The sequence below is a fragment of the Streptomyces sp. CNT372 genome (assembly GCF_000377145.1).
In genome coordinates, this window is sequence record NZ_KB897792.1 from 96,668 (window position 1) to 115,758 (window position 19,091).

The window sequence follows — 19,091 nt, forward strand, 5'->3', positions numbered from 1 at the left end:
GCGCCCGGGCCCGGACGGCGAGGGGCTAACCGGCCGGAGGCGCCTCGGTGACCGGCCCCGCCAGCACCGCGACCGGCGAGCTCAGGGGCGTGCCCGAACCGTCACGGCGCGGATCGGGGTCCGGCAGCTCCGCCGGGCTGCCGTTCTTCTGCGCGGCCCGGACCGGCACCGCGCCCGCCCACGCCAGCACCAGCACGTCCTCGCCCTTCAGGAACCGCTGGCAGCGCACCCCGCCCGTCGCCCGCCCCTTGCGCGGATACTGGTCGAAGGGCGTCAGCTTCGCCGTCGTCGGCCCGTCCACCAGGGTGCCGCGCGATCCCGCGACCGTGAACACCACCGCCTGAGCCGATGGATCGACCGCCGTGAACGACAGCACCTCGGCGCCCTCCGCGAGCTTGATGCCCGCCATACCGCCGGCCGCCCGGCCCTGCGGCCGCACCTGCGCGGCCGGATAGCGCAGCAACTGCGCGTCGGAGGTGATGAAGACCAGATCCTCCTCGCCGGTGCGCAGCTCCGTGCCGCCGACGATCCGGTCCCCCTCCCGCAGGGACATGACCTCCAACTCGTCCTTGTTCGACGGGTAGTCCGGGACGACCCGCTTCACCACCCCCTGGAGGGTGCCGAGGGCGAGACCGGGGGAGGACTCGTCGAGGGCGGTGAGGCAGACCACCGTCTCGTCCGCCTCCAGGGAGAGGAACTCGGTGACCGGCGCCCCACCCGTGAGGTTGGGGCCCGTCGCGGTGTCCGGGAGCTGCGGCAGATCGATCACCGACAGCCGCAGCAGCCGCCCGGCCGAGGTCACCGCGCCCACCTCGCCCCGCTGGGTGCCGAGGGCGGCGGAGACGACGACGTCGTGCTTGGCGCGCCGGCCCGGATCCGCCGGGAGCGGCTCGGCGGTCGCGGTGCGGGCCAGCAGACCGGTGGAGGACAGCAGTACCCGGCACGGGTCGTCCGCGACCTGGAGGGAGGCGGCCGGCGCCGGGGTGCCCGCCGACTCCAGCAGGACCGTGCGGCGGGGGGTGCCGAACTTCTTGGCCACCGCGCCCAGTTCGGAGGAGACCAGCTTGCGCAGCTCCGCGTCCGACTCCAGGATTCCGGTCAGCTCGTCGATCTCGCCGTTGAGCCGGTCCCGCTCGCTCTCCAGCTCGATCCGGTCGAACTTGGTCAGCCGGCGCAGCGGAGTGTCCAGGATGTACTGCGTCTGCACATCGCTCAGCGAGAAGCGCTCGATCAGGCGCTCCTTGGCCTGCGCGCTGTTCTCGCTGGAGCGGATCAGGCGGATGACCTCGTCGATGTCGAGCAGCGCGACGAGCAGGCCCTCGACCAGGTGCAGCCGGTCGCGGCGCTTGGTGCGCCGGAACTCGCTGCGCCGCCGGACGACCTCGAAGCGGTGGTCGAGGTAGACCTCCAGCAGCTCCTTGAGCCCGAGGGTCAGGGGCTGGCCGTCGACCAGGGCGACGTTGTTGATGCCGAAGGACTCCTCCATCGGCGTCAGCTTGTAGAGCTGCTCCAGCACGGCCTCGGGGATGAAGCCGTTCTTGATCTCGATGACCAGCCGCAGGCCGTGCTCGCGGTCGGTCAGGTCCTTGACGTCCGCGATGCCCTGGAGCTTCTTCGCGCCGACCAGGTCCTTGATCTTGGCGATGACCTTCTCCGGGCCGACCGCGAAGGGGAGTTCGGTGACGACCAGGCCCTTGCGGCGGGCGGAGACCGTCTCCACCGAGACCGTGGCGCGGATCTTGAAGGTGCCGCGGCCCGTCTCGTACGCGTCCTTGATGCCGGCCAGGCCGACGATCCGGCCGCCGGTCGGCAGGTCGGGGCCCGGGACATGGCGCATCAGGGTGTCGAGGTCGGCGTTGGGGTGCCGGATCAGATGCCTCGCGGCCGCGATCACCTCGCCCAGGTTGTGCGGGGGCATGTTGGTGGCCATGCCGACCGCGATCCCGGAGGCGCCGTTGACCAGCAGGTTCGGGTAGGCCGCGGGGAGGGCGGCCGGCTCCTGCTCCTGCCCGTCGTAGTTGGAATGGAAGTCGACCGTGTCCTCGTCGATCGACTCCGTCATCAGACCCGTCGCGTCGGCCATCCGGCACTCGGTGTACCGCATGGCGGCCGGCGGGTCGTCGTTGCCCAGGGAGCCGAAGTTGCCGTGGCCGTCGACCAGGGGGAGGCGCATGGAGAAGGGCTGCGCCATCCGCACCAGGGCGTCGTAGATCGAGGCGTCGCCGTGCGGGTGCAGCTTGCCCATGACCTCGCCGACGACGCGGGCGCACTTCACATAGCCGCGGTCGGGGCGCAGGCCCATCTCGTTCATCTGGTAGACGATGCGGCGGTGCACCGGCTTCATACCGTCACGGGCGTCGGGCAGGGCGCGGGAGTAGATCACCGAGTACGCGTACTCGAGGAAGGAGCCCTGCATTTCGTCCACGACGTCGATGTCGAGGATCTTCTCCTCGAACTCCTCCGGCGGTGGGGTCTTCGTGCTGCGGCGGGCCATCGCGGCTGCTGCTCCTTCACGTACCAGTCTGAATCCGACGCGCACCATTGTGGACCGTCCCACCGACAACGCCCCGGCGACCCGGAAGAGGGACGCGGTGCGCGGACGGGAACTTCGCCAGGGCTCGGTGCGCTTGCATAGGGTGGCAGGACTCTTTCACATCGCGATCGAAGGGACGTACATGCCCATGGGTCACACGGCCACAGGCGAGGCCGGCTCCGGCGGCCTGACAGCGACCGAGCACCGGCTGGCCAACGGTCTGCGCGTGGTGCTCTCCGAGGACCACCTGACCCCGGTCGCCGCGGTGTGCCTCTGGTACGACGTGGGCTCCCGCCACGAGGTCGAGGGCCGCACGGGCCTCGCGCACCTCTTCGAGCACCTGATGTTCCAGGGCTCCGGGCAGGTGAAGGGGAACGGCCACTTCGAGCTGGTCCAGGGCGCCGGCGGCTCCCTCAACGGCACCACCAGCTTCGAGCGCACCAACTACTTCGAGACCATGCCGACCCACCAGCTCGAACTGGCCCTCTGGCTGGAGGCGGACCGCATGGGCTCCCTGCTGGCCGCCCTCGACGAGGAGTCGATGGAGAACCAGCGCGACGTGGTGAAGAACGAACGCCGCCAGCGCTACGACAACGTGCCCTACGGCACGGCCTTCGAGAAGCTGACCGCCCTCGCCTACCCGGAGGGCCACCCGTACCACCACACGCCGATCGGGTCGATGGCCGACCTGGACGCCGCGACCCTGGAGGACGCCCGCGCGTTCTTCCGCACCTACTACGCGCCGAACAACGCGGTCCTCTCCGTGGTCGGCGACATCGACCCCGAGCAGACCCTCGCCTGGATCGAGAAGTACTTCGGCTCCATCCCCTCCCACGACGGCAAGCAGCCGCCGCGCGACGGCACCCTGCCGGACACCATCGGCCGCCAGCTGCGCGAGGAGGTCGTCGAGGAGGTGCCCGCCCGCGCCCTGATGGCCGCCTACCGCCTCCCGCACGACGGCACCCGCGAGTGCGACGCCGCCGACCTGGCCCTCACCGTCCTCGGCGGCGGCGAGTCCTCCCGGCTGCACAACCGCCTGGTCCGCCGCGACCAGACCGCCGTCGCCGCCGGCTTCGGGCTGCTGCGCCTGGCCGGCGCCCCCTCCCTCGGCTGGCTGGACGTGAAGACGTCCGGCGGTGTCGAGGTCCCCCGCATCGAGGCCGCCGTCGACGAGGAGCTGGCCCGCTTCGCGGCCGAGGGCCCGACGCCGGAGGAGATGGAGCGCGCGCAGGCCCAGCTGGAGCGCGAATGGCTGGACCGGCTCGGCACGGTGGCCGGCCGGGCCGACGAACTGTGCCGCTTCGCCGTGCTGTTCGGCGACCCGCAGCTCGCGCTCACGGCTGTGCAGCGCGTCCTCGACGTCACCGCCGAGGAGGTCCAGGCCGTCGCCAAGGCCCGGCTGCACCCCGACAACCGCGCCGTCCTCGTCTACGAGCCGCTGGCCGCCGACGAGACCGACGAGAGCGCCGACGCCGGCAACGCCGGTGCCGAGACCGCAGAGAACAACGCCACCGAGGGGGCGGACCAGTGAGCGACGCTGCCGTGACCATGGAGTTCCACCCGCAGCCCACGGCCGGCGAGGCCCGCCCCTGGGCCTTCCCCGCGCCCGAGCGCGGCACCCTGGCCAACGGGCTGACCGTGCTGCGCTGCGACCGCCCCGGCCAGCAGGTCGTCGCGGTCGAGATCCTGCTCGACGCCCCGCTCGACGCCGAGCCCGCGGAGCTGGACGGCGTGGCCACCATCATGGCCCGCGCCCTGTCCGAGGGCACCGACAAGCACAGCGCCGAGGAGTTCGCCGCCGAGCTGGAGCGCTGCGGCGCCACCCTCGACTCGATGGCCGACCACCCGGGCGTACGGGTCTCCCTGGAGGTGCCCGCCTCCCGGCTGGCCAAGGGCCTCGGCCTGCTCGCCGACGCCCTGCGCGCCCCGGCCTTCGACGAGGGCGAGGTGGGCCGGCTGGTCCGCAACCGCCTGGACGAGATCCCGCACGAGATGGCCAACCCGGCCCGCCGCGCCGCCAAGCAGCTCTCCGCCGAGCTGTTCCCGGCCGCGCTGCGTGTCTCCCGCCCCCGCCAGGGCACCGAGGAGACGGTCTCCCGGATCGACGCCGCCGCCGTGCGGGCGTTCTACAGCGCGCACGTCCGCCCCTCGACCGCCACCTGTGTGATCGTCGGCGACCTCACGGGCGTCGACGTGGACGCGGTGCTCGACGAGACCCTGGGCGCCTGGACGGGCGACAAGGCCGTCCCGCACCGGGTCCCCGCGGTCACCGCCGACGACACCGGCCGCGTGGTGATCGTGGACCGTCCCGGCGCGGTGCAGACCCAGCTGCTCATCGGCCGGATCGGCCCGGACCGCCACGACAGCGTCTGGCCGGCCCAGGTGCTCGGCACCTACTGCCTCGGCGGCACCCTGACGTCGCGTCTGGACCGCGTCCTGCGTGAGGAGAAGGGGTACACCTACGGCGTCCGGGCCTTCGGCCAGGTGCTGTTGTCCGCCGCGGACGGCTCGGGCGCGTCGATGCTGGCCATCAGCGGTTCCGTGGACACGCCCAACACCGGCCCCGCCCTGGACGACCTGTGGAAGGTGCTGCGCACCCTCGCGGCCGAGGGGCTCACGGACGCCGAGCGGGACGTGGCCGTGCAGAACCTCGTCGGCGTCGCCCCGCTGAAGTTCGAGACGGCGGCCTCCGTCGCCGCCACCCTCGCGGACCAGGTGGAGCAGTCCCTTCCGGACGACTACCAGGCCCAGTTGTACGCCCGGCTGGCCGCCACCGGCACGGTCGAGGCGACGGCCGCCGCGGTCAACGCCTTCCCGGTGGACCGCCTGGTCACCGTGCTGGTGGGCGACGCGGCGCAGATCGCGGAGCCCGTGAAGGCCCTCGGTATCGGCGAGGTGACCGTCGTCACCGGCTGAGCCGGCGGCCCGCAGCCCGCGGCCCGGCTCCGGAGCGGGGACACAAGCCGCACAACCGGATGAAAGGGGACCCCGACACTGTCCGTAGTGTCGGGGTTTCTCCGTTCTTCATGAGGTTTTTCCTTCATGTGGTGCTGGGTGCCGCTATGGGGTGTGGCATGCGCTACAAATCAGGCTGTCCGTTTGGTGATTGAGTGATCGGCTGCCTAGCGTCTTTCCGGCTGTTCGCCGAGAAGCCCGCCGCGTCCGCGGCACGGACAGTCATCGCCGAGTCCCCGTCCGGCGCGAGCCTGGGGAGCCGGGGACCCACGTCCCTGGGGTGAATCGGAAGCCTTCGTCCGCGGAGGCGACCGTAGGAGACCTTCCTGCTCCGAACCCGTCAGCTAACCCGGTAGGCGAGAAGGAAGGAAAGGAACCAGCCTCTCCATGGCGTTCACCCGTGCCACCGGGAAGCACCGTGCCCCGAGCCGTCTGACGCGCAGGACCGCGAGCCTCGCCGGCGTCGCGACCATCGCCACCACCGGCGTCATCGGCACCCTCGCCTCCCCGGCGCTCGCCGCCGAGGCCGAGGCCGCCTCCGTCGAGGACACCGGCCTCACCCAGGTCGTCTCCGTCGGCACCCTCGCCGACGAGATAGCCGACCAGGCCGCCGCCCAGCAGCAGGCCGCCGAGGAGGCCGAGGCCAAGGCCCGCGCCGAGGCGGAGGCCAAGCGCAGGGCCGAGGCCCGCGCCAAGGAGGCCCGGGAGGCCAAGGAGCGCGCCGCCCGCGAGGCCGAGCGCAAGCGCCTGAACTCCTTCCGGCTGCCGATCGCCGGCTCGTACGTCACCACCGGCTACCAGACCGGCGGCAGCCTCTGGTCCTCCGGCAGCCACTCCGGCGTCGACTTCCGCGCCCCCATGGGCAGCTCCGTCGTCGCGGTCGGCTCCGGCACGGTCGTCGAGGCCGGCTGGGGCGGCGCGTACGGCAACAACGTCGTGCTGAGGATGAACGACGGCACCTACACCCAGTACGGGCACCTCTCCTCGGTCTCCGTCTCCGTGGGCCAGCAGGTCGTGCCCGGCCAGCAGCTCGGCCTCTCCGGCTCCACCGGCAACTCCACCGGCCCGCACCTCCACTTCGAGGCCCGCACCACGGCCGAGTACGGCTCCGACATGAACCCGGTCGCCTACCTCCGCGCCCGCGGTGTGAACGTCTGAGGCGCCGCGCACGAGCGACTGCTTCCGCCCGCAGGCCCCCGGCACCGAGCCGGGGGCCTGGGGCGCTCCTGCCGCCCTCCGCCGGCTTCGCGCCGTACGCATTCCACCGGTTCCGGCCAAAAGTCCTGAAGATTATGCCGTGGATTCCCGCGGTCCTTCGGAAAAGCCCGGCGGCTGGAATAGAGTCTCGGCACACGAGTCAATCGGTGCAGCTTTTCGTGCGATCCACGGAGGTCCGGCCATGCGCATTCCCGCGCACTCTGTATGCACGGCGATCCGGGACGACATCGTCTCCGGGGTCTTCGCGCGGGGCAGCCGCCTGACCGAGGAGCAGCTCGCCCGCCGCTACGGGGTCTCCCGGGTCCCGGTGCGCGAGGCGCTGCGCACGCTGGAGTCCGAGGGCTTCGTCGTCACCCGCCGGCACGCCGGTGCGCATGTCGCGGAGCCCACCGAGCAGGAGGCGGCCGACCTGCTGGAGATCCGGCTGCTGCTGGAGCCGCTCGCCGCGGCGCGGGCGGCGCAGCGGCGCACCGAGGCGCATCTGAAGGTGCTGCGCGGCCTGGTGCGGCTGGGCCAGGACCGGGCGCGCCGGGGGCAGGGCGAGGATCTGCGGTCGCTGGGGGGCTGGTTCCACGAGACGCTGGCGCAGGCCTGCGGCAGCCCGGGGCTGACCGCGCTGCTGACCCAGCTGCGTCACAAGATCGCCTGGATGTACTCCGTGGAGCAGCCCGCCGCTCCGGTGGAGGCCTGGGCCGAGCACGGCGCGATCGTGGACGCGGTCGCCCGCGGCGACGTGGAACGGGCGCGGGCGCTGACTTCCCTGCACGCGGAGCGGGCCGCGGGGGCGCACCGGCTGCGGCGGACGGAGCGTGTGAGGACTTCGCAACATCCCGTAAACACCGGCAGCGTCCGGCATTAACAAAAGGGCCGTATACAAGCCGTATACAAAGGGTGGGCATTCTTTGCCCGCTCCCTTTTTCGCGCCCTTTCTGCTTTCCGTGGAATTCCCGGTGCCCGGACACGGAAAAGCCGCGGCCCCCGCCAAGGGTGCCGCGGCTTCCGGGTTTGTACGGGCCGGTGGCTGCCGGGTCAGACCGTCTCGGGCAGCTCGTCCAGGCCCTCGGCGACCAGCTTGGCCAGACGGTCGAGCGCGGCCTCGGCGTCGGGGGCGTCCGAGGCGAGGACGATCTCCTCGCCGCCCTGGGCGCCCAGGCCCAGCACGGCCAGCATCGAGGCGGCGTTGACCGGGCTGCCGTCGGCCTTGGCGATCGTCACGGGGACGCCGGAGGCCGTGGCGGCCCGGACGAAGATGGAAGCGGGGCGGGCGTGGAGGCCCTCGGCCCAGCCGACATTGACGCGACGCTCAGCCATGGTGTTGCCCTTCGAGTGCTACGGGTTGTCTAGACCAGTGTGGCATATGGTGCGGCGTGCTCCCGCCGGGGCGCGGAGCCCCGGCAGCAGGGCCGAACGGCGTTCCCAGCCTGCCTGTCCACAACCCGGCACGCGACCGGTGGCACCGCCGTACGCTTGCCCCATGCAGACCGAGCCGGAGCACGCCTACCCGGACCACTGGGAGGCCGACGTCGTCCTGCGCGACGGCGGGACGGCCCGGATCCGCCCCATCACCACCGAGGACGCGGACCGCCTCGTCAGCTTCTACGAGCAGGTCTCCGACGAGTCGAAGTACTACCGCTTCTTCGCGCCCTACCCCCGGCTCTCGGACAAGGACGTCCACCGCTTCACCCATCACGACTACGTGAACCGGGTGGGCCTCGCGATGACCGTGGGCGACGAGTTCATCGCGACCGTCCGCTACGACCGGATCGACGAGCAGGGCCGGCCGGCCGAGGCGCCGGCGGACGAGGCGGAGGTCGCCTTCCTCGTCCAGGACGCCCACCAGGGCCGGGGCGTCGCCTCGGCCCTTCTCGAACACATCGCGGCGGTCGCCCGCGAGCGTGGCATCCGCCGGTTCGCGGCGGAGGTGCTGCCCGCCAACAGCAAGATGATCAAGGTATTCCGGGACGGCGGATACACCCAGCGGCGCAGCTTCGAGGACGGGGCCGTCCGGCTGACCCTGGAGCTGGAGCCCACCGCGAAGTCCCTCGCGGTGCAGCGCGGCCGCGAGCAGCGCGCCGAGGCGCGCTCGGTGCAGCGGCTGCTCACTCCGGGGTCGGTCGCGGTCGTCGGCGTCAGCCGCCGGGAGGGCGGGGTGGGCCGCACGGTCCTGCGCAACCTGCTGGGCGCGGGCTTCACCGGCCGCGTCCACGCGGTGAACCGGGCCTTCCCCGAGGACCTGGTCACCATCGACGGCGTGCCCGCGGTGCGCTCCCTCGGCGAGATCGACGGGCCCGTGGACCTCGCCGTCGTCGCCGTGCCCGCCGAGCGGGTGCCGGAGGCGGTCGCGGACTGCGGCGAGCACGGCGCGCAGGGGCTCGTCGTCCTCAGCGCGGGATACGCGGAGAGCGGGCCGGAGGGGCGGGAGCGGCAGCGCGAACTGGTCCGGCTGGCCCGCTCGTACGGTATGCGGCTCATCGGGCCGAACGCGTTCGGCATCATCAACACCGCGGACGCCGTCCGGCTCAACGCCTCCCTGGCCCCGGAGTCGCCCGCGGCCGGGCGCATCGGCCTGTTCACCCAGTCCGGCGCGATCGGCATCGCGCTGCTGGCCGGGCTGCACCGGCGGGGCGCGGGCCTGTCCTCGTTCATCTCCTCCGGCAACCGCGCGGACGTCTCCGGGAACGACTTCCTCCAGTACTGGTACGAGGACGCGGGCACGGACGTGGTCCTCCTCTATCTGGAGTCCATCGGCAACCCCCGCAAGTTCACCCGGCTCGCGCGGCGCACGGCGGCGGTGAAGCCGGTCGTGGTGGTGAAGGGCGCGCGGCACAGCGGCAGCGCGCCGGCCGGGCACGCCGTCCCGACCACCCGCATCCCGGACGCGACGGTCGGCGCGCTGCTGAGCCAGGCGGGGGTCATCCGGGTCGACACGGTGACGGAACTGGTCGACGCGGGCCTGATGCTGGCGGGCCAGCCGCTGCCGGCGGGCCCCCGGGTCGCGATCCTCGGCAACTCCGAGTCCCTGGGGCTCCTCGCCTACGACGCCTGCCTCACGGAAGGACTCCGTCCGCTGCCACCGGTGGACCTCACCACGGCGGCGACCCCGGCGGACTTCCGCGCGGCGCTGACCCGGGCGCTGGACGACGGCGGTTGCGACGCGGTGATCGTCACCGCGATCCCCTGGGTCGGCGAGAACGGAGCCACCGCCTCCGGCGACGGCGAGGACCTCGCGGCGGCCCTCACCGACGCCTCCGCCACCAGCCCGGCGAAGCCGGTCGCGGTCGTCCACGTCGAAATGGGCGCCCTGGCGGACGCGCTCGCGGCGGCGTCGTCCACATCCCCGTCCCGGCGCGGGGGCGGGGGGACGGCGGGGGCGCCGCGGTCGGTCGCCGCCGCGTCCGGTGACCGGAACGCCGAGGTGTCCGCCTCCCTACCCGCCGGGCCCGGGCCCGGCGCGGGCACGCCGTCGGCTTCCGCCGGAGGCCCGGAGCGGGCACCGGATCCGGGAGCCGGGCCCAGCACTCCGCCCGGCGCGGGCGCGGCCTCCGACCGGGGCCCGGCGACGGGGCCGGGTGCTGCGGCACCGCCGCCCGGCGCGGGCGCCTCGGCGAACCACCCCGGCGATGCGGCACCGGGGCCCGGCGTGGGTGTGGCCCGCGGCGCGGAGGCGGGGCGGTCCCCGGCTCGGGCGACCGAGGTCGGCCCCGCAGTGCCGCCGCACGGCGCGGGCGTGTGGGCGTCCCGGGATGACTCGGCCTCCCGCGAGGGGGCGGAGCCCGCTGGGGATCGGACCGCCGCGCCGATGGGCGGGCCCCAGGGTGTGCACGGCGCTGGCGCGACCCCGCCGCCCGGCGCGGAGCCTGTGAACGGGCCCGGTGGCGCGGGCGCGTCTCCCTCCCGTGGCGGCCGGGGCTCCGGCGAGGCTCCGGGCCGCCCGGCGGGGCCGGAGACCAGCCCGGCGGGGCCGGGCCCGGCCCCTGGCGCGGGCGCGCCTCCCGCCGCCGGGGCGGACCGCGGTGGAGCGGTGTCTCCTGCCGCCGGGCCGGGCGCCGCCGGATCGGCCGAAGCCCGCCCGGCAGGCTCCCCGGCACCCCCCGGCGCGGGCGCGCCCCCCGCCGGGGCGGGCCGCGAGCAGGGGGCCGCCGCCGACAACCCCCGCGGCCCCCGCGCCTGGTTCGGGCTGCGGCGGAACGGGCGCATCCGGGCCGCGGAAGCGGCAGGCCCGGGGAGCGGTGCGCCGCGCCCCGGCAGCGGCCGGGGCGAGCCGACGGCCCCCGGCCGCGACGCTCCCGCACCGGCCGGTGCTCCCGCGCGCCCAGCCCCGCCCCCGCCGCCCGGGAGCGGCGGTGCCGAGGCCGTCGAGGCCGCGCCCGTCGTGGCGCCCGCGCCGGGTGCGCGCCGGATTCCCGCGTATCCGGCCGCCGAGCGGGCCGTCCGCGCGCTCGCGGAGGCGGCGCGGTACGCCCAGTGGCGGCGGGAGGCCGCCGACCCCGGCCGGGTCCCCGAGCAGGAGGAGATCGACGAGAGCGGCGCCGCCGCGCGGATCGAGGAGCTGCTCGGGCGCGAGCCGGACACCCGCGGCTTCGCCCTCGCCCCCGCCGACGCCCGCGCGCTCCTCGCCCACTACGGCATCGGCGTCCACCCCGCGCTGCCCGCCTCCGACCCCGACTCCGCCGCGGACGCGGCCGTCCGCCTCGGCTACCCCGTCGCCCTGAAGACCACCGCGCCCCATCTGCGGCACCGCGCCGACCTCGGCGGCGTCCGCCTCGACCTCGCGGACGAGACCCAGCTGCGCCAGGCGTACCGGGAGCTCACCGGCACCCTCGGCAAGGCGACCGAACTGCAGCCCGTCGTCCAGGCGATGGTCCCGCGCGGGGTGGACACCGTGGTGCGGGCCGTGATCGACCCCGCCGTCGGCGCCGTGCTCTCCTTCGGGCTGGCCGGCGCCCCGTCCGAGCTGCTCGGCGACACCGCGCACCGCCTCGTCCCCGTTACCGACCGGGACGCCGGCGAGCTGATCCGGGACATCCGGACCGCGCCCCTCCTGTTCGGCTGGCGGGGCTCCGCCCCCGTCGACACCGCCGCCCTGGAGGACCTGCTGCTGCGGGTCTCCCGGCTGGTCGACGACCACCCCGAGATCGTGTCCGTCGCCCTGGAGCCGGTCGTCGTCGCCCAGCACGGCGTGTCCGTGCTGGACGCGTCCGTCCGCCTCGCCCCGCCGCCCGCCCGCACCGACCTCGGCCCCCGCCGCCTCCCCAGCTACTGAAGCCACTGAGCGAACCGGACTCCTCAGGCCCCTTAGGATGGACGGCATGGCGAAGACCGGCACGACGACCCAGGGCCTGCGCGCGGCGATCGAGCGCAGCGGCTACTACCCGGCCCTCGTGGCCGAGGCGGTGGAGGCCGCCGTCGGCGGTGAGGCGATCTCCTCGTACCTGGTGCACCAGGAGACGACCTTCGACGCCAACGAGGTCCGCCGCCATGTCACCGTCCTGGTCCTGACGGCCAACCGCTTCATCGTCAGCCACACCGACGAGCAGGCCGCCGACTCCAGTTCCCCCACCCCCTACGCGACCACGTCGACCGAGTCGGTCAAGCTCGACCGGATCTCGTCCGTCGTCGTCAGCCGCGTGGTCGCCAACCCCGAGTCCTACGTGCCCGGCACCCTGCCCCGCGAGGTCGTGCTCACCATCGGCTGGGGCGCGGTCTCCCGGATCGACCTGGAGCCCGCCGCCTGCGGCGACCCGAACTGCGACGCCGACCACGGCTACACCGGGAACTCCACCGCCGACGACCTGAGCCTGCGCGTCAGCGAGGCGGGCGACGGCCCGGACACCGTCCGCCAGACCCTTGCCTTCGCCCAGGCGCTCTCCGAAGCCACCGCGGCCACCCGCTGATGGCGCAGCCCGCGCACAGCGCCGTCTGGTCCGAGGACCCGGAACCGCTGGCCACCGCCTCGGCTCCGCTGCCCGAGTACGGCCGCGGCTCGCTCGCCGATCTGCTGCCGACCCTGGTGGCCGGGCAGCAGGTACCCGGCTTCGAGGCCCGGATCGAGGAGCTGGCGCCGGCCGACCGCAACTGCGTCTTCCTGATCGACGGGCTCGGCTGGGAGCAGATCCGTTCCCACCCCGACGAGGCCCCCTTCCTGACCTCCCTCCTCGGCAGCTCACGGGGCGGCACCGGTCGCCCCCTCACCGCCGGGTTCCCGGCGACGACCGCGACCTCCCTCGCCTCCGTCGGCACCGGCCGCCCCCCGGGCGAGCACGGTCTGCCCGGCTACACCGTCCGCGATCCCGCCACCGGCGAGCTGATGAACCAGCTCCGCTGGCGGCCGTGGACCCCGCCCGCCGTCTGGCAGCCGTACCCCACGGTCTTCCGGCTCGCCGACGCCGCCGGTGTGCACACCGCCCAGGTCTCCTCGCCGGACTTCGAGCAGACCCCGCTGACCCAGGTCGCCCTCAGCGGCGGTACGTTCCACGGCCGTCTTTCGGGTGAGGAGCGGATGGACCTGGCGGCGGAGCAACTGGCCGCGGGGGACCGCTCGCTCGTCTACACCTACTACAGCGAGGTCGACGGCAAGGGTCACCGTTTCGGGGTGGACTCCGACGCCTGGCGTGGCCAGCTGATGTACGCCGACCGTCTCGCCCAGCGCCTGGCCGAGCAGTTGCCCCCGCGCAGCGCCCTCTACGTCACCGCCGACCACGGCATGGTCGACATCCCGTTCGACGAGGAGTCCCGGATCGACTTCGACGAGGACTGGGAGCTGCGCGCGGGCGTGGCCCTGCTCGGCGGCGAGGGGCGGGCCCGCCATGTGTACGCGGTGCCCGGCGCCGCCTCCGACGTCCTCGCCGTCTGGCGCGAGGTGCTGGGCGACCGCTTCTGGGTGGCCGGCCGCGAGGAGGCCGTCGCCGCGGGCTGGTTCGGGCCCCGGATCGACGAGCGGGTCCTCGGCCGCATCGGCGACGTGGTCGCCGCTGCCTGCGCGGACGTGGTGATCACCGCCTCCGTCAACGAGCCCAACGAGTCCGCCATGGTCGGGATGCACGGCTCGATGACGCCCGCCGAGCAGCTCGTCCCGCTCCTCGAAGTACGCTCCTGACCCCGGGCCCCCGCCGCCCGCATCCCCCACCCGGACCCGAAAGGCCGTCGACTTCCCATGCCCGAGCTGGTGTTCTTCTCCGGAACGATGGACTGCGGGAAGTCGACCCTCGCGCTGCAGATCGAGCACAACCGCTCCGCCCGCGGCCTCCAGGGCATGATCTTCACCCGGGACGACCGGGCGGGAGAGGGGAAGCTCTCGTCGCGCCTGGGGTTGGTGACCGACGCCGTGGAGGCGGCCGAGGGCTTCGACTTCTACGCCTATCTGGTCGCCCATCTCTCCCGTGGCGGCCGCTGCGACTATGTGATCGCGGACGAGGCGCAGTTCCTGGCTCCCGAGCAGATCGACCAGCTCGCCCGGGTGGTCGACGACCTCGACCTGGACGTCTTCGCCTTCGGCATCACCACGGACTTCCGCTCCAAGCTGTTCCCCGGCTCGCAGCGGCTGGTCGAACTCGCCGACCGCGTCGAGGTCCTCCAGGTGGAGGCCCTGTGCTGGTGCGGAGCCCGGGCCACGCACAACGCGCGGACCGTCGGCGGCGAGATGGTCGTCGAGGGCGCGCAGGTGGTCGTCGGGGACGTCAACCAGTCCGCCGACGAGATCGGTTACGAGGTGCTGTGCCGCAGGCACCACCGGCGGCGGATGACGGCGGCGACGTCCCGCGCCGCCGCCCTCTCCCCGGACGTGCTGCCCGTCGAGACCTCCTGAGCCGACGCGTCCCCGGGGTGGGCGCCCCGACCGGCGCGTCGTCCCCGAGTCGGCGCCCCGGCCGGCCCCGTTCAGACGGGGCACCGTTCAGACCGGGACCCGTTCAGACCGATACCCGTTCAGACCGATACCCGTTCGGGCCGGACCCCGCTCCGACCGGACCCCGTTCAGACCGGGATCGCGTTGTCTTCCCGGCGTACCACGGTGAACACCGCGCCCTCCGGGTCCGCCACCACCGCCTCGCGGCCCGCCGGTCCGGGGCCGGGCGGCCGGACCACCCGGCCGCCGAGCTCCTCCACGGCCCGGGCCGCCGCGTCGGTGTCCCGGACCTCGAACCAGGTCATCCAGTGCGGGCCCCGCTCCCGCGACAGCTCCCGGCCCGCGCCGCGCACGGAGCCCACCGGGCGGCCGGCCACCAGCAGCGTCAGCAGGTCCTCGCCGGGTGCTCCGGCCGGACGCGTCTCGATCCCGAGCACCGCCTGGTAGAACTTGGCCACCGTGGAGGTCTCCCGGGTGACCAGCTCGTTCCACACCGGGGTCCCGTGCGCTCCGTGGACCGCCGTGCCCCGGTGCCCGGCCGCCTGCCAGATCCCGAGGACCGCGCCGGACGGGTCCGAGCCGATGACCATACGGCCCGCGTCGCCCGCGTCGAGCGGCCCGACGCCCACCGTGCCGCCGCAGCTGCGGACCGCCTCGGCGGTCGCGTCCGCGTCGTCGGTGGCCAGATAGGGCGTCCAGGCGACCGGCAGGTCCCGGTCGGCGGGCAGCCGCCCGATGCCCGCCACCTCCCGGCCGTCGATCAGCGCCCGTACGTACGGGCCCAGTTGTTGCGGGCCGGGCGCGAACTCCCAGCCGAACAGGGCTCCGTAGAACTCCTGTGTGGCGTCAATGCCGTGCACCATCAGGCTGACCCAGCAGGGTGTGCCGGGTGTGTGCCGAGTCGCCTCGGTCATCGTCAGTGTCTCCTCGGACCATCGTGGTGGCCGTGCAAGGGGAGGGGCGCGCCCGTTGTGCGGAGGACCGTGCGCCCCGGAGCCGCCCCTCGTGTGTCCTGCGGCTCGCGGGGGAGGGGACGGCCCCGGCCGATGGTGTCACCACCCACCGGGGATCGCGCCGGGGCCGCGCCGGTATGGCGGGTTCCCGTCCGATGTTGCCCGTGTCGGGCAGTTCCATGCCCGGGGGAGACCCGGGAAAGACCCAGGCGTATTGCCCAGTGAGGTCGGCGGCACGGTCCGGTGCGCGAGGATGGGCGTATGACACCCATCATCTCCGCGGCCGACCTGGCGGCCGAACTGTCCGGCCCCCGCCCGCCGGTCCTTCTGGACGTCCGCTACCGGTTGGGCGGCCCGCACGGCCGCCCCGACTACGAGGCCGGGCACATCCCGGGCGCCGTGTTCGTGGATCTCGACGCCGAACTGGCGGGCCCGCCCGGGGAGGGCGGCCGTCATCCGCTGCCCGGCACGGCGGAGTTCGGCGCGGCGATGCGCCGGGCCGGGGTCTCGGCGGGCACCCCGGTGGTCGCCTACGACGCGGACAAGGGCTGGGGCGCGGCCCGGGCGTGGTGGTTGCTGCGCTGGGCCGGGCACCCGGACGTCCGGGTGCTCGACGGTGGACTCGCCGCGTGGACGGGCCCGTTGGAGACCGGGGTCGAGGCCCCCGCCGAGGGCGACTTCACACCGGAGCCGGGGGCGATGCCGGTCCTGGACGCCGGTGCCGCCGCGGCCCTGGCCCGCGAGGGTCTGCTGCTCGACGCGCGCGCGAGGGAGCGGTACCGGGGCGAGGTCGAGCCGATCGACCCGGTGGCGGGCCACGTCCCGGGCGCGGTCAGCGCGCCGACCTCGGAGAACCTGGACGCCGACGGCCGCTTCCTGCCCGCCGGCCGGCTGGCCGAGCGGTTCACCGCGCTGGGCGCGGGCGACGACACCAAGACCGTGGGCGTCTACTGCGGTTCGGGGGTGTCGGCCGCGCAGCAGGCGGTCGCGCTGGAACTGGCCGGCTTCGTCCCGGCCCTGTACGCGGGGTCCTGGTCGCACTGGTCCCGTGACCCGGCCCGCCCGGTCGCCACCGGCCCGGACCCGGAGTGACCCGCCGGGGGGCGCGGAACCCGCGCCCCCCGGTCAGGGCCCTGGTGGGGCTGTCGCCGAGGGGCGGTCCGGGGGACTACTCCTGCTTCTTGCGCCGCGTCCCGAAGACGATCTCGTCCCAGCTCGGCACCGCCGCGCGGCGGCCCGGACGGACACCGTCCGCCTCCGCCTGGCGGTCCGTGGTACCGGTCAGCCGGTCACGGTGACCCGCCACCGAACGGGGCATCAGCACGTCCGCGTACGCCGAGCCGGCTCCCGCCGAAGCGGCCGGGGCGACCTGCTCCTCCTCGGCCTCCGGCTCCTCGGCCGGCTCGATCGCCGCCGTGGCGGTCTCCGCCGGGCGATCGGGCACGACCATGTCCCCGCGGAAGCTGGGCACGGCCTCCAACAGGCTGGTCAGCGAGTCGCGTTCGCCGCTCTCCGCCGGCTCGGCCGAGGGCGCGGGGCGCTCGGCGGTCCGGTCCGGGGTGCGGTCGAGCGGCCGGTCCCGGGGCAGCCGCGCGATCCGCGGTACGAACGGGAAGCTGGGCTCCTGGGTGATCGTGTCGTCGGTCTCGCCGATCAGGGAGCGGGCCTCGTCGTCGACGGCCTGGACGAGCCGCCGCGGCGGGTCGTACGTCCAGCTCGCCGAGTGCGGTTCACCGGCCACCCGGTAGACGAGCAGCACCTCCCAGGTGCCGTCGTCACGGCGCCAGGAGTCCCACTGGACGGTGTCCTTCTCCGCGCCGCGCAGCAGCAGTCGCTCCTGGACGGCCTCGCCGAGCTGCGGTCCGCTGTTCTCGCCCGGCCGGCGCACAGGGGTCTTGCGGGCGCGCTCCGCCATGAACGCGCGCTCGGCCAGCACCGGTCCCTCGAAGCGGCGCACCCGCTCCACGGGGATTCCGGCGAGCTGGGCGACCTCCTCGGCCGAGGCGCCTGCCCTTATCCGGGCCTGGATGTCACGGGGGCGGAGGTGGCTCTCCACCTCGATCTCGATCTGCCCGAGGCGCGCACGGTCGTTGCGCACGGCGGCGCGCAGCCGCTCATCGATCGGAAGCGTGTATTCCGTACTGTCCGCAGCCTTGAGCACCAGTCGTGTGCCGTCGTTGGAGACGGCCACGACACGCAGTTCGGGCATGGGGACCTCCCGGGTGGTGCCTGCCGACGTCACCTGCGTCGCTGCTTCCGCTAGTCGAGTGTGGCCTGCCCGGGTGCAGCCTGCCACAACCTTGCCGAGTTGCACCGGCGTGTCGGGCACGGGCCCGTGATCGCCGTTGTGGGACGGTGGTCGATTGGCCACTCTGAGTGATTGCCCCTCACTCTCGGTGATCGACTTCCGTGCCGTGCCGCGGCGCCGCCGGATCGAGCGCCGGTGTCGGCCCCCTACCTGGTGCCCGATCCCCACAAAAGCGATCGTGCCCAGGGTTCGCCACAGTACTCCATTCGGGCCACCGGGGTGGACTGCCGCGCCGTCCAACTTCCCTGGGGCGGCACGGGAGTCCCGGTGCGGGCACGGTCGCACGGGTGTCGTGCTTCACAGAATCCCCCGAAACGGAACTATCGGCTTCGCCCGGCGGTCCCTCAAAGGAGTAGTGCGGACAGATGGGACGGCAGAGGCGGGAGATGCGAGAGAAGCCGGACAGCGGGGCGAAGCAGCGGCAGGCGACCGACGCGGAGGAGGGGGAAGCGCAGGAGAAGACCGCCCGGCGGATCGAGCTGAGCGTGCCTCAGGTCGCGAGCAGCGTCCTCGCGACCGTCGCGGCGGCGGTTCTCGCGTCCCAACTGGGCGTCTACGGAACGATCCTGGGCGCGGGCGTGGTCAGCGTGGTGGCGACCTGCGGCGGCCCGGTCCTCCAGCACCTCTTCAGCAGAACGGGCGAACAGCTCCGCGGGGCGGCGGTCCCGGGGCGGGCCGCCCGGGGCACCGCGCCCCCGGCACCGGCGGGTGGCGCCGTCGCCGGTGACGGCCCGCCGGCGGACGGCGAGTTCGGCGCGCCGAGCACCTACGGCACGCGGAGGCGCGGCTGGAAACGACCGCTGGCCGCCGCGGCCGTCGTCTTCGGCGTCGCGATGGCCGCCGTCACGGTCTACGAGGTGGCCGCGGGCCAGGACCTGGCCGGGCGGGACGGCACCACCGTCGGCTCGGTCCTGCGCGGTGGTGGCGACCCGGGCGGTACGGGCGGCACCGACGACGGCCCCCGGACGGGCCCCTCCGACCGCCCGGCCCCCGACGGCACCGGCGAGCACGGCGGCGGTGACGGGACCACGGGCGGCGAGGGCCCCGGCGAGCGGCCCGGCACGGGCGAGGACACCCCGGACCCGGGAGAGGACACCCCGGGCGCCGGCGAGGACACCGAGGGGACCTCCTCCGCCGACCCGCGCCCCGACCCGTCCCCGAGCACCCCGCCCTCGACCCCGTCGCCGCAGCCGACCCCGTCCCCCGGCGGCGACGCCACCCCCGGCCCGGGCACCCCGGCCCCGGGCACCTCGCCGGTCCCGACCCCGTGAGCCCGCGGGC

At 74.4% G+C, this 19,091-nt stretch carries 14 protein-coding genes and 1 riboswitch; of the genes, 10 read left to right on the top strand and 4 right to left on the bottom strand.

The window, feature by feature from the left end; translation table 11 throughout:
• Positions 1-25 precede the first annotated feature (25 nt).
• Positions 26-2,494 carry a DNA topoisomerase IV subunit A gene (locus C593_RS0126730; protein WP_018850399.1) on the bottom strand — a complete coding sequence of 823 codons (2,469 nt, stop codon included), beginning with the start codon at positions 2,492-2,494 and terminating at the stop codon, positions 26-28.
• A 181-nt stretch (positions 2,495-2,675) separates the two neighbouring features.
• Between C593_RS0126730 and C593_RS0126735 the strand changes: the two genes are divergently transcribed.
• The 4 genes from C593_RS0126735 (at position 2,676) to C593_RS0126750 (ending at position 7,565) form a co-directional block, all read left to right on the top strand.
• Positions 2,676-4,064 carry a M16 family metallopeptidase gene (locus C593_RS0126735; protein WP_078521926.1) on the top strand — a complete coding sequence of 463 codons (1,389 nt, stop codon included), beginning with the start codon at positions 2,676-2,678 and terminating at the stop codon, positions 4,062-4,064.
• 17 nt (positions 4,065-4,081) lie between these two features.
• Positions 4,082-5,449 carry a M16 family metallopeptidase gene (locus C593_RS0126740; protein WP_037747266.1) on the top strand — a complete coding sequence of 456 codons (1,368 nt, stop codon included), beginning with the start codon at positions 4,082-4,084 and terminating at the stop codon, positions 5,447-5,449.
• 255 nt (positions 5,450-5,704) lie between these two features.
• Positions 5,705-5,861: riboswitch (cyclic di-AMP (ydaO/yuaA leader) on the top strand.
• A gap of 14 nt (positions 5,862-5,875) precedes the next feature.
• A complete protein-coding gene (locus tag C593_RS0126745) occupies positions 5,876-6,646 on the top strand; it encodes a M23 family metallopeptidase (RefSeq protein ID WP_018850402.1) in 771 nt (256 codons plus the stop codon).
• A gap of 241 nt (positions 6,647-6,887) precedes the next feature.
• Entirely contained in the window at positions 6,888-7,565 is a 678-nt protein-coding gene (locus C593_RS0126750; RefSeq protein WP_018850403.1) for a GntR family transcriptional regulator, read from the top strand.
• Between the two features lie 170 nt (positions 7,566-7,735).
• Here the strand turns inward: C593_RS0126750 and C593_RS0126755 are convergent, their stop codons facing one another.
• Complete coding sequence (locus tag C593_RS0126755; RefSeq protein WP_018850404.1) at positions 7,736-8,017, bottom strand: HPr family phosphocarrier protein; 282 nt, start codon at positions 8,015-8,017, stop codon at positions 7,736-7,738.
• A 163-nt stretch (positions 8,018-8,180) separates the two neighbouring features.
• On the opposite strand from C593_RS0126755, the gene C593_RS0126760 reads away from it, so the two are divergent.
• Genes C593_RS0126760 through C593_RS0126775 form a run of 4 tightly spaced genes read left to right on the top strand, consistent with a single transcriptional unit; the run spans position 8,181 to position 14,510 of the window.
• The gene (locus C593_RS0126760) at positions 8,181-11,969 is read left to right on the top strand and encodes a GNAT family N-acetyltransferase (RefSeq protein WP_018850405.1); all 3,789 of its coding nucleotides are present in this window, start codon (positions 8,181-8,183) and stop codon (positions 11,967-11,969) included.
• A 46-nt stretch (positions 11,970-12,015) separates the two neighbouring features.
• A complete protein-coding gene (locus C593_RS0126765) occupies positions 12,016-12,600 on the top strand; it encodes a DUF5998 family protein (protein ID WP_026278110.1) in 585 nt (194 codons plus the stop codon).
• Positions 12,600-13,802 carry an alkaline phosphatase family protein gene (locus C593_RS0126770; protein WP_018850407.1) on the top strand — a complete coding sequence of 401 codons (1,203 nt, stop codon included), beginning with the start codon at positions 12,600-12,602 and terminating at the stop codon, positions 13,800-13,802. Before C593_RS0126765 ends, C593_RS0126770 begins: the two co-directional genes overlap by 1 nt.
• A gap of 57 nt (positions 13,803-13,859) precedes the next feature.
• Positions 13,860-14,510, top strand: a complete 651-nt coding sequence (locus C593_RS0126775) for a thymidine kinase (RefSeq protein WP_018850408.1) — start codon at positions 13,860-13,862, stop codon at positions 14,508-14,510.
• 167 nt (positions 14,511-14,677) lie between these two features.
• Here C593_RS0126775 and C593_RS0126780 read toward each other — a convergent pair whose 3' ends face one another.
• Positions 14,678-15,463 carry a VOC family protein gene (locus C593_RS0126780; protein WP_018850409.1) on the bottom strand — a complete coding sequence of 262 codons (786 nt, stop codon included), beginning with the start codon at positions 15,461-15,463 and terminating at the stop codon, positions 14,678-14,680.
• Positions 15,464-15,763: 300 nt separating this feature from the next.
• On the opposite strand from C593_RS0126780, the gene C593_RS0126785 reads away from it, so the two are divergent.
• Entirely contained in the window at positions 15,764-16,594 is an 831-nt protein-coding gene (locus tag C593_RS0126785; protein WP_018850410.1) for a sulfurtransferase, read from the top strand.
• A gap of 76 nt (positions 16,595-16,670) precedes the next feature.
• Here C593_RS0126785 and sepH read toward each other — a convergent pair whose 3' ends face one another.
• The gene (sepH, locus tag C593_RS0126790) at positions 16,671-17,744 is read right to left on the bottom strand and encodes a septation protein SepH (protein ID WP_020610402.1); all 1,074 of its coding nucleotides are present in this window, start codon (positions 17,742-17,744) and stop codon (positions 16,671-16,673) included.
• Between the two features lie 431 nt (positions 17,745-18,175).
• On the opposite strand from sepH, the gene C593_RS33135 reads away from it, so the two are divergent.
• Complete coding sequence (locus tag C593_RS33135) at positions 18,176-19,081, top strand: hypothetical protein (RefSeq protein ID WP_026278111.1); 906 nt, start codon at positions 18,176-18,178, stop codon at positions 19,079-19,081.
• Positions 19,082-19,091: the final 10 nt, after the last annotated feature.

Coding starts and splice junctions, on each gene's coding strand:
- C593_RS0126730 (WP_018850399.1), bottom strand. CDS start 2,494: ATGGCCCGCCGCAGCACGAAGACCCCACCGCCGGAGGAGTTCGAGGAG.
- C593_RS0126735 (WP_078521926.1), top strand. CDS start 2,676: ATGCCCATGGGTCACACGGCCACAGGCGAGGCCGGCTCCGGCGGCCTG.
- C593_RS0126740 (WP_037747266.1), top strand. CDS start 4,082: ATGGAGTTCCACCCGCAGCCCACGGCCGGCGAGGCCCGCCCCTGGGCC.
- C593_RS0126745 (WP_018850402.1), top strand. CDS start 5,876: ATGGCGTTCACCCGTGCCACCGGGAAGCACCGTGCCCCGAGCCGTCTG.
- C593_RS0126750 (WP_018850403.1), top strand. CDS start 6,888: ATGCGCATTCCCGCGCACTCTGTATGCACGGCGATCCGGGACGACATC.
- C593_RS0126755 (WP_018850404.1), bottom strand. CDS start 8,017: ATGGCTGAGCGTCGCGTCAATGTCGGCTGGGCCGAGGGCCTCCACGCC.
- C593_RS0126760 (WP_018850405.1), top strand. CDS start 8,181: ATGCAGACCGAGCCGGAGCACGCCTACCCGGACCACTGGGAGGCCGAC.
- C593_RS0126765 (WP_026278110.1), top strand. CDS start 12,016: ATGGCGAAGACCGGCACGACGACCCAGGGCCTGCGCGCGGCGATCGAG.
- C593_RS0126770 (WP_018850407.1), top strand. CDS start 12,600: ATGGCGCAGCCCGCGCACAGCGCCGTCTGGTCCGAGGACCCGGAACCG.
- C593_RS0126775 (WP_018850408.1), top strand. CDS start 13,860: ATGCCCGAGCTGGTGTTCTTCTCCGGAACGATGGACTGCGGGAAGTCG.
- C593_RS0126780 (WP_018850409.1), bottom strand. CDS start 15,463: ATGACCGAGGCGACTCGGCACACACCCGGCACACCCTGCTGGGTCAGC.
- C593_RS0126785 (WP_018850410.1), top strand. CDS start 15,764: ATGACACCCATCATCTCCGCGGCCGACCTGGCGGCCGAACTGTCCGGC.
- C593_RS33135 (WP_026278111.1), top strand. CDS start 18,176: ATGGGACGGCAGAGGCGGGAGATGCGAGAGAAGCCGGACAGCGGGGCG.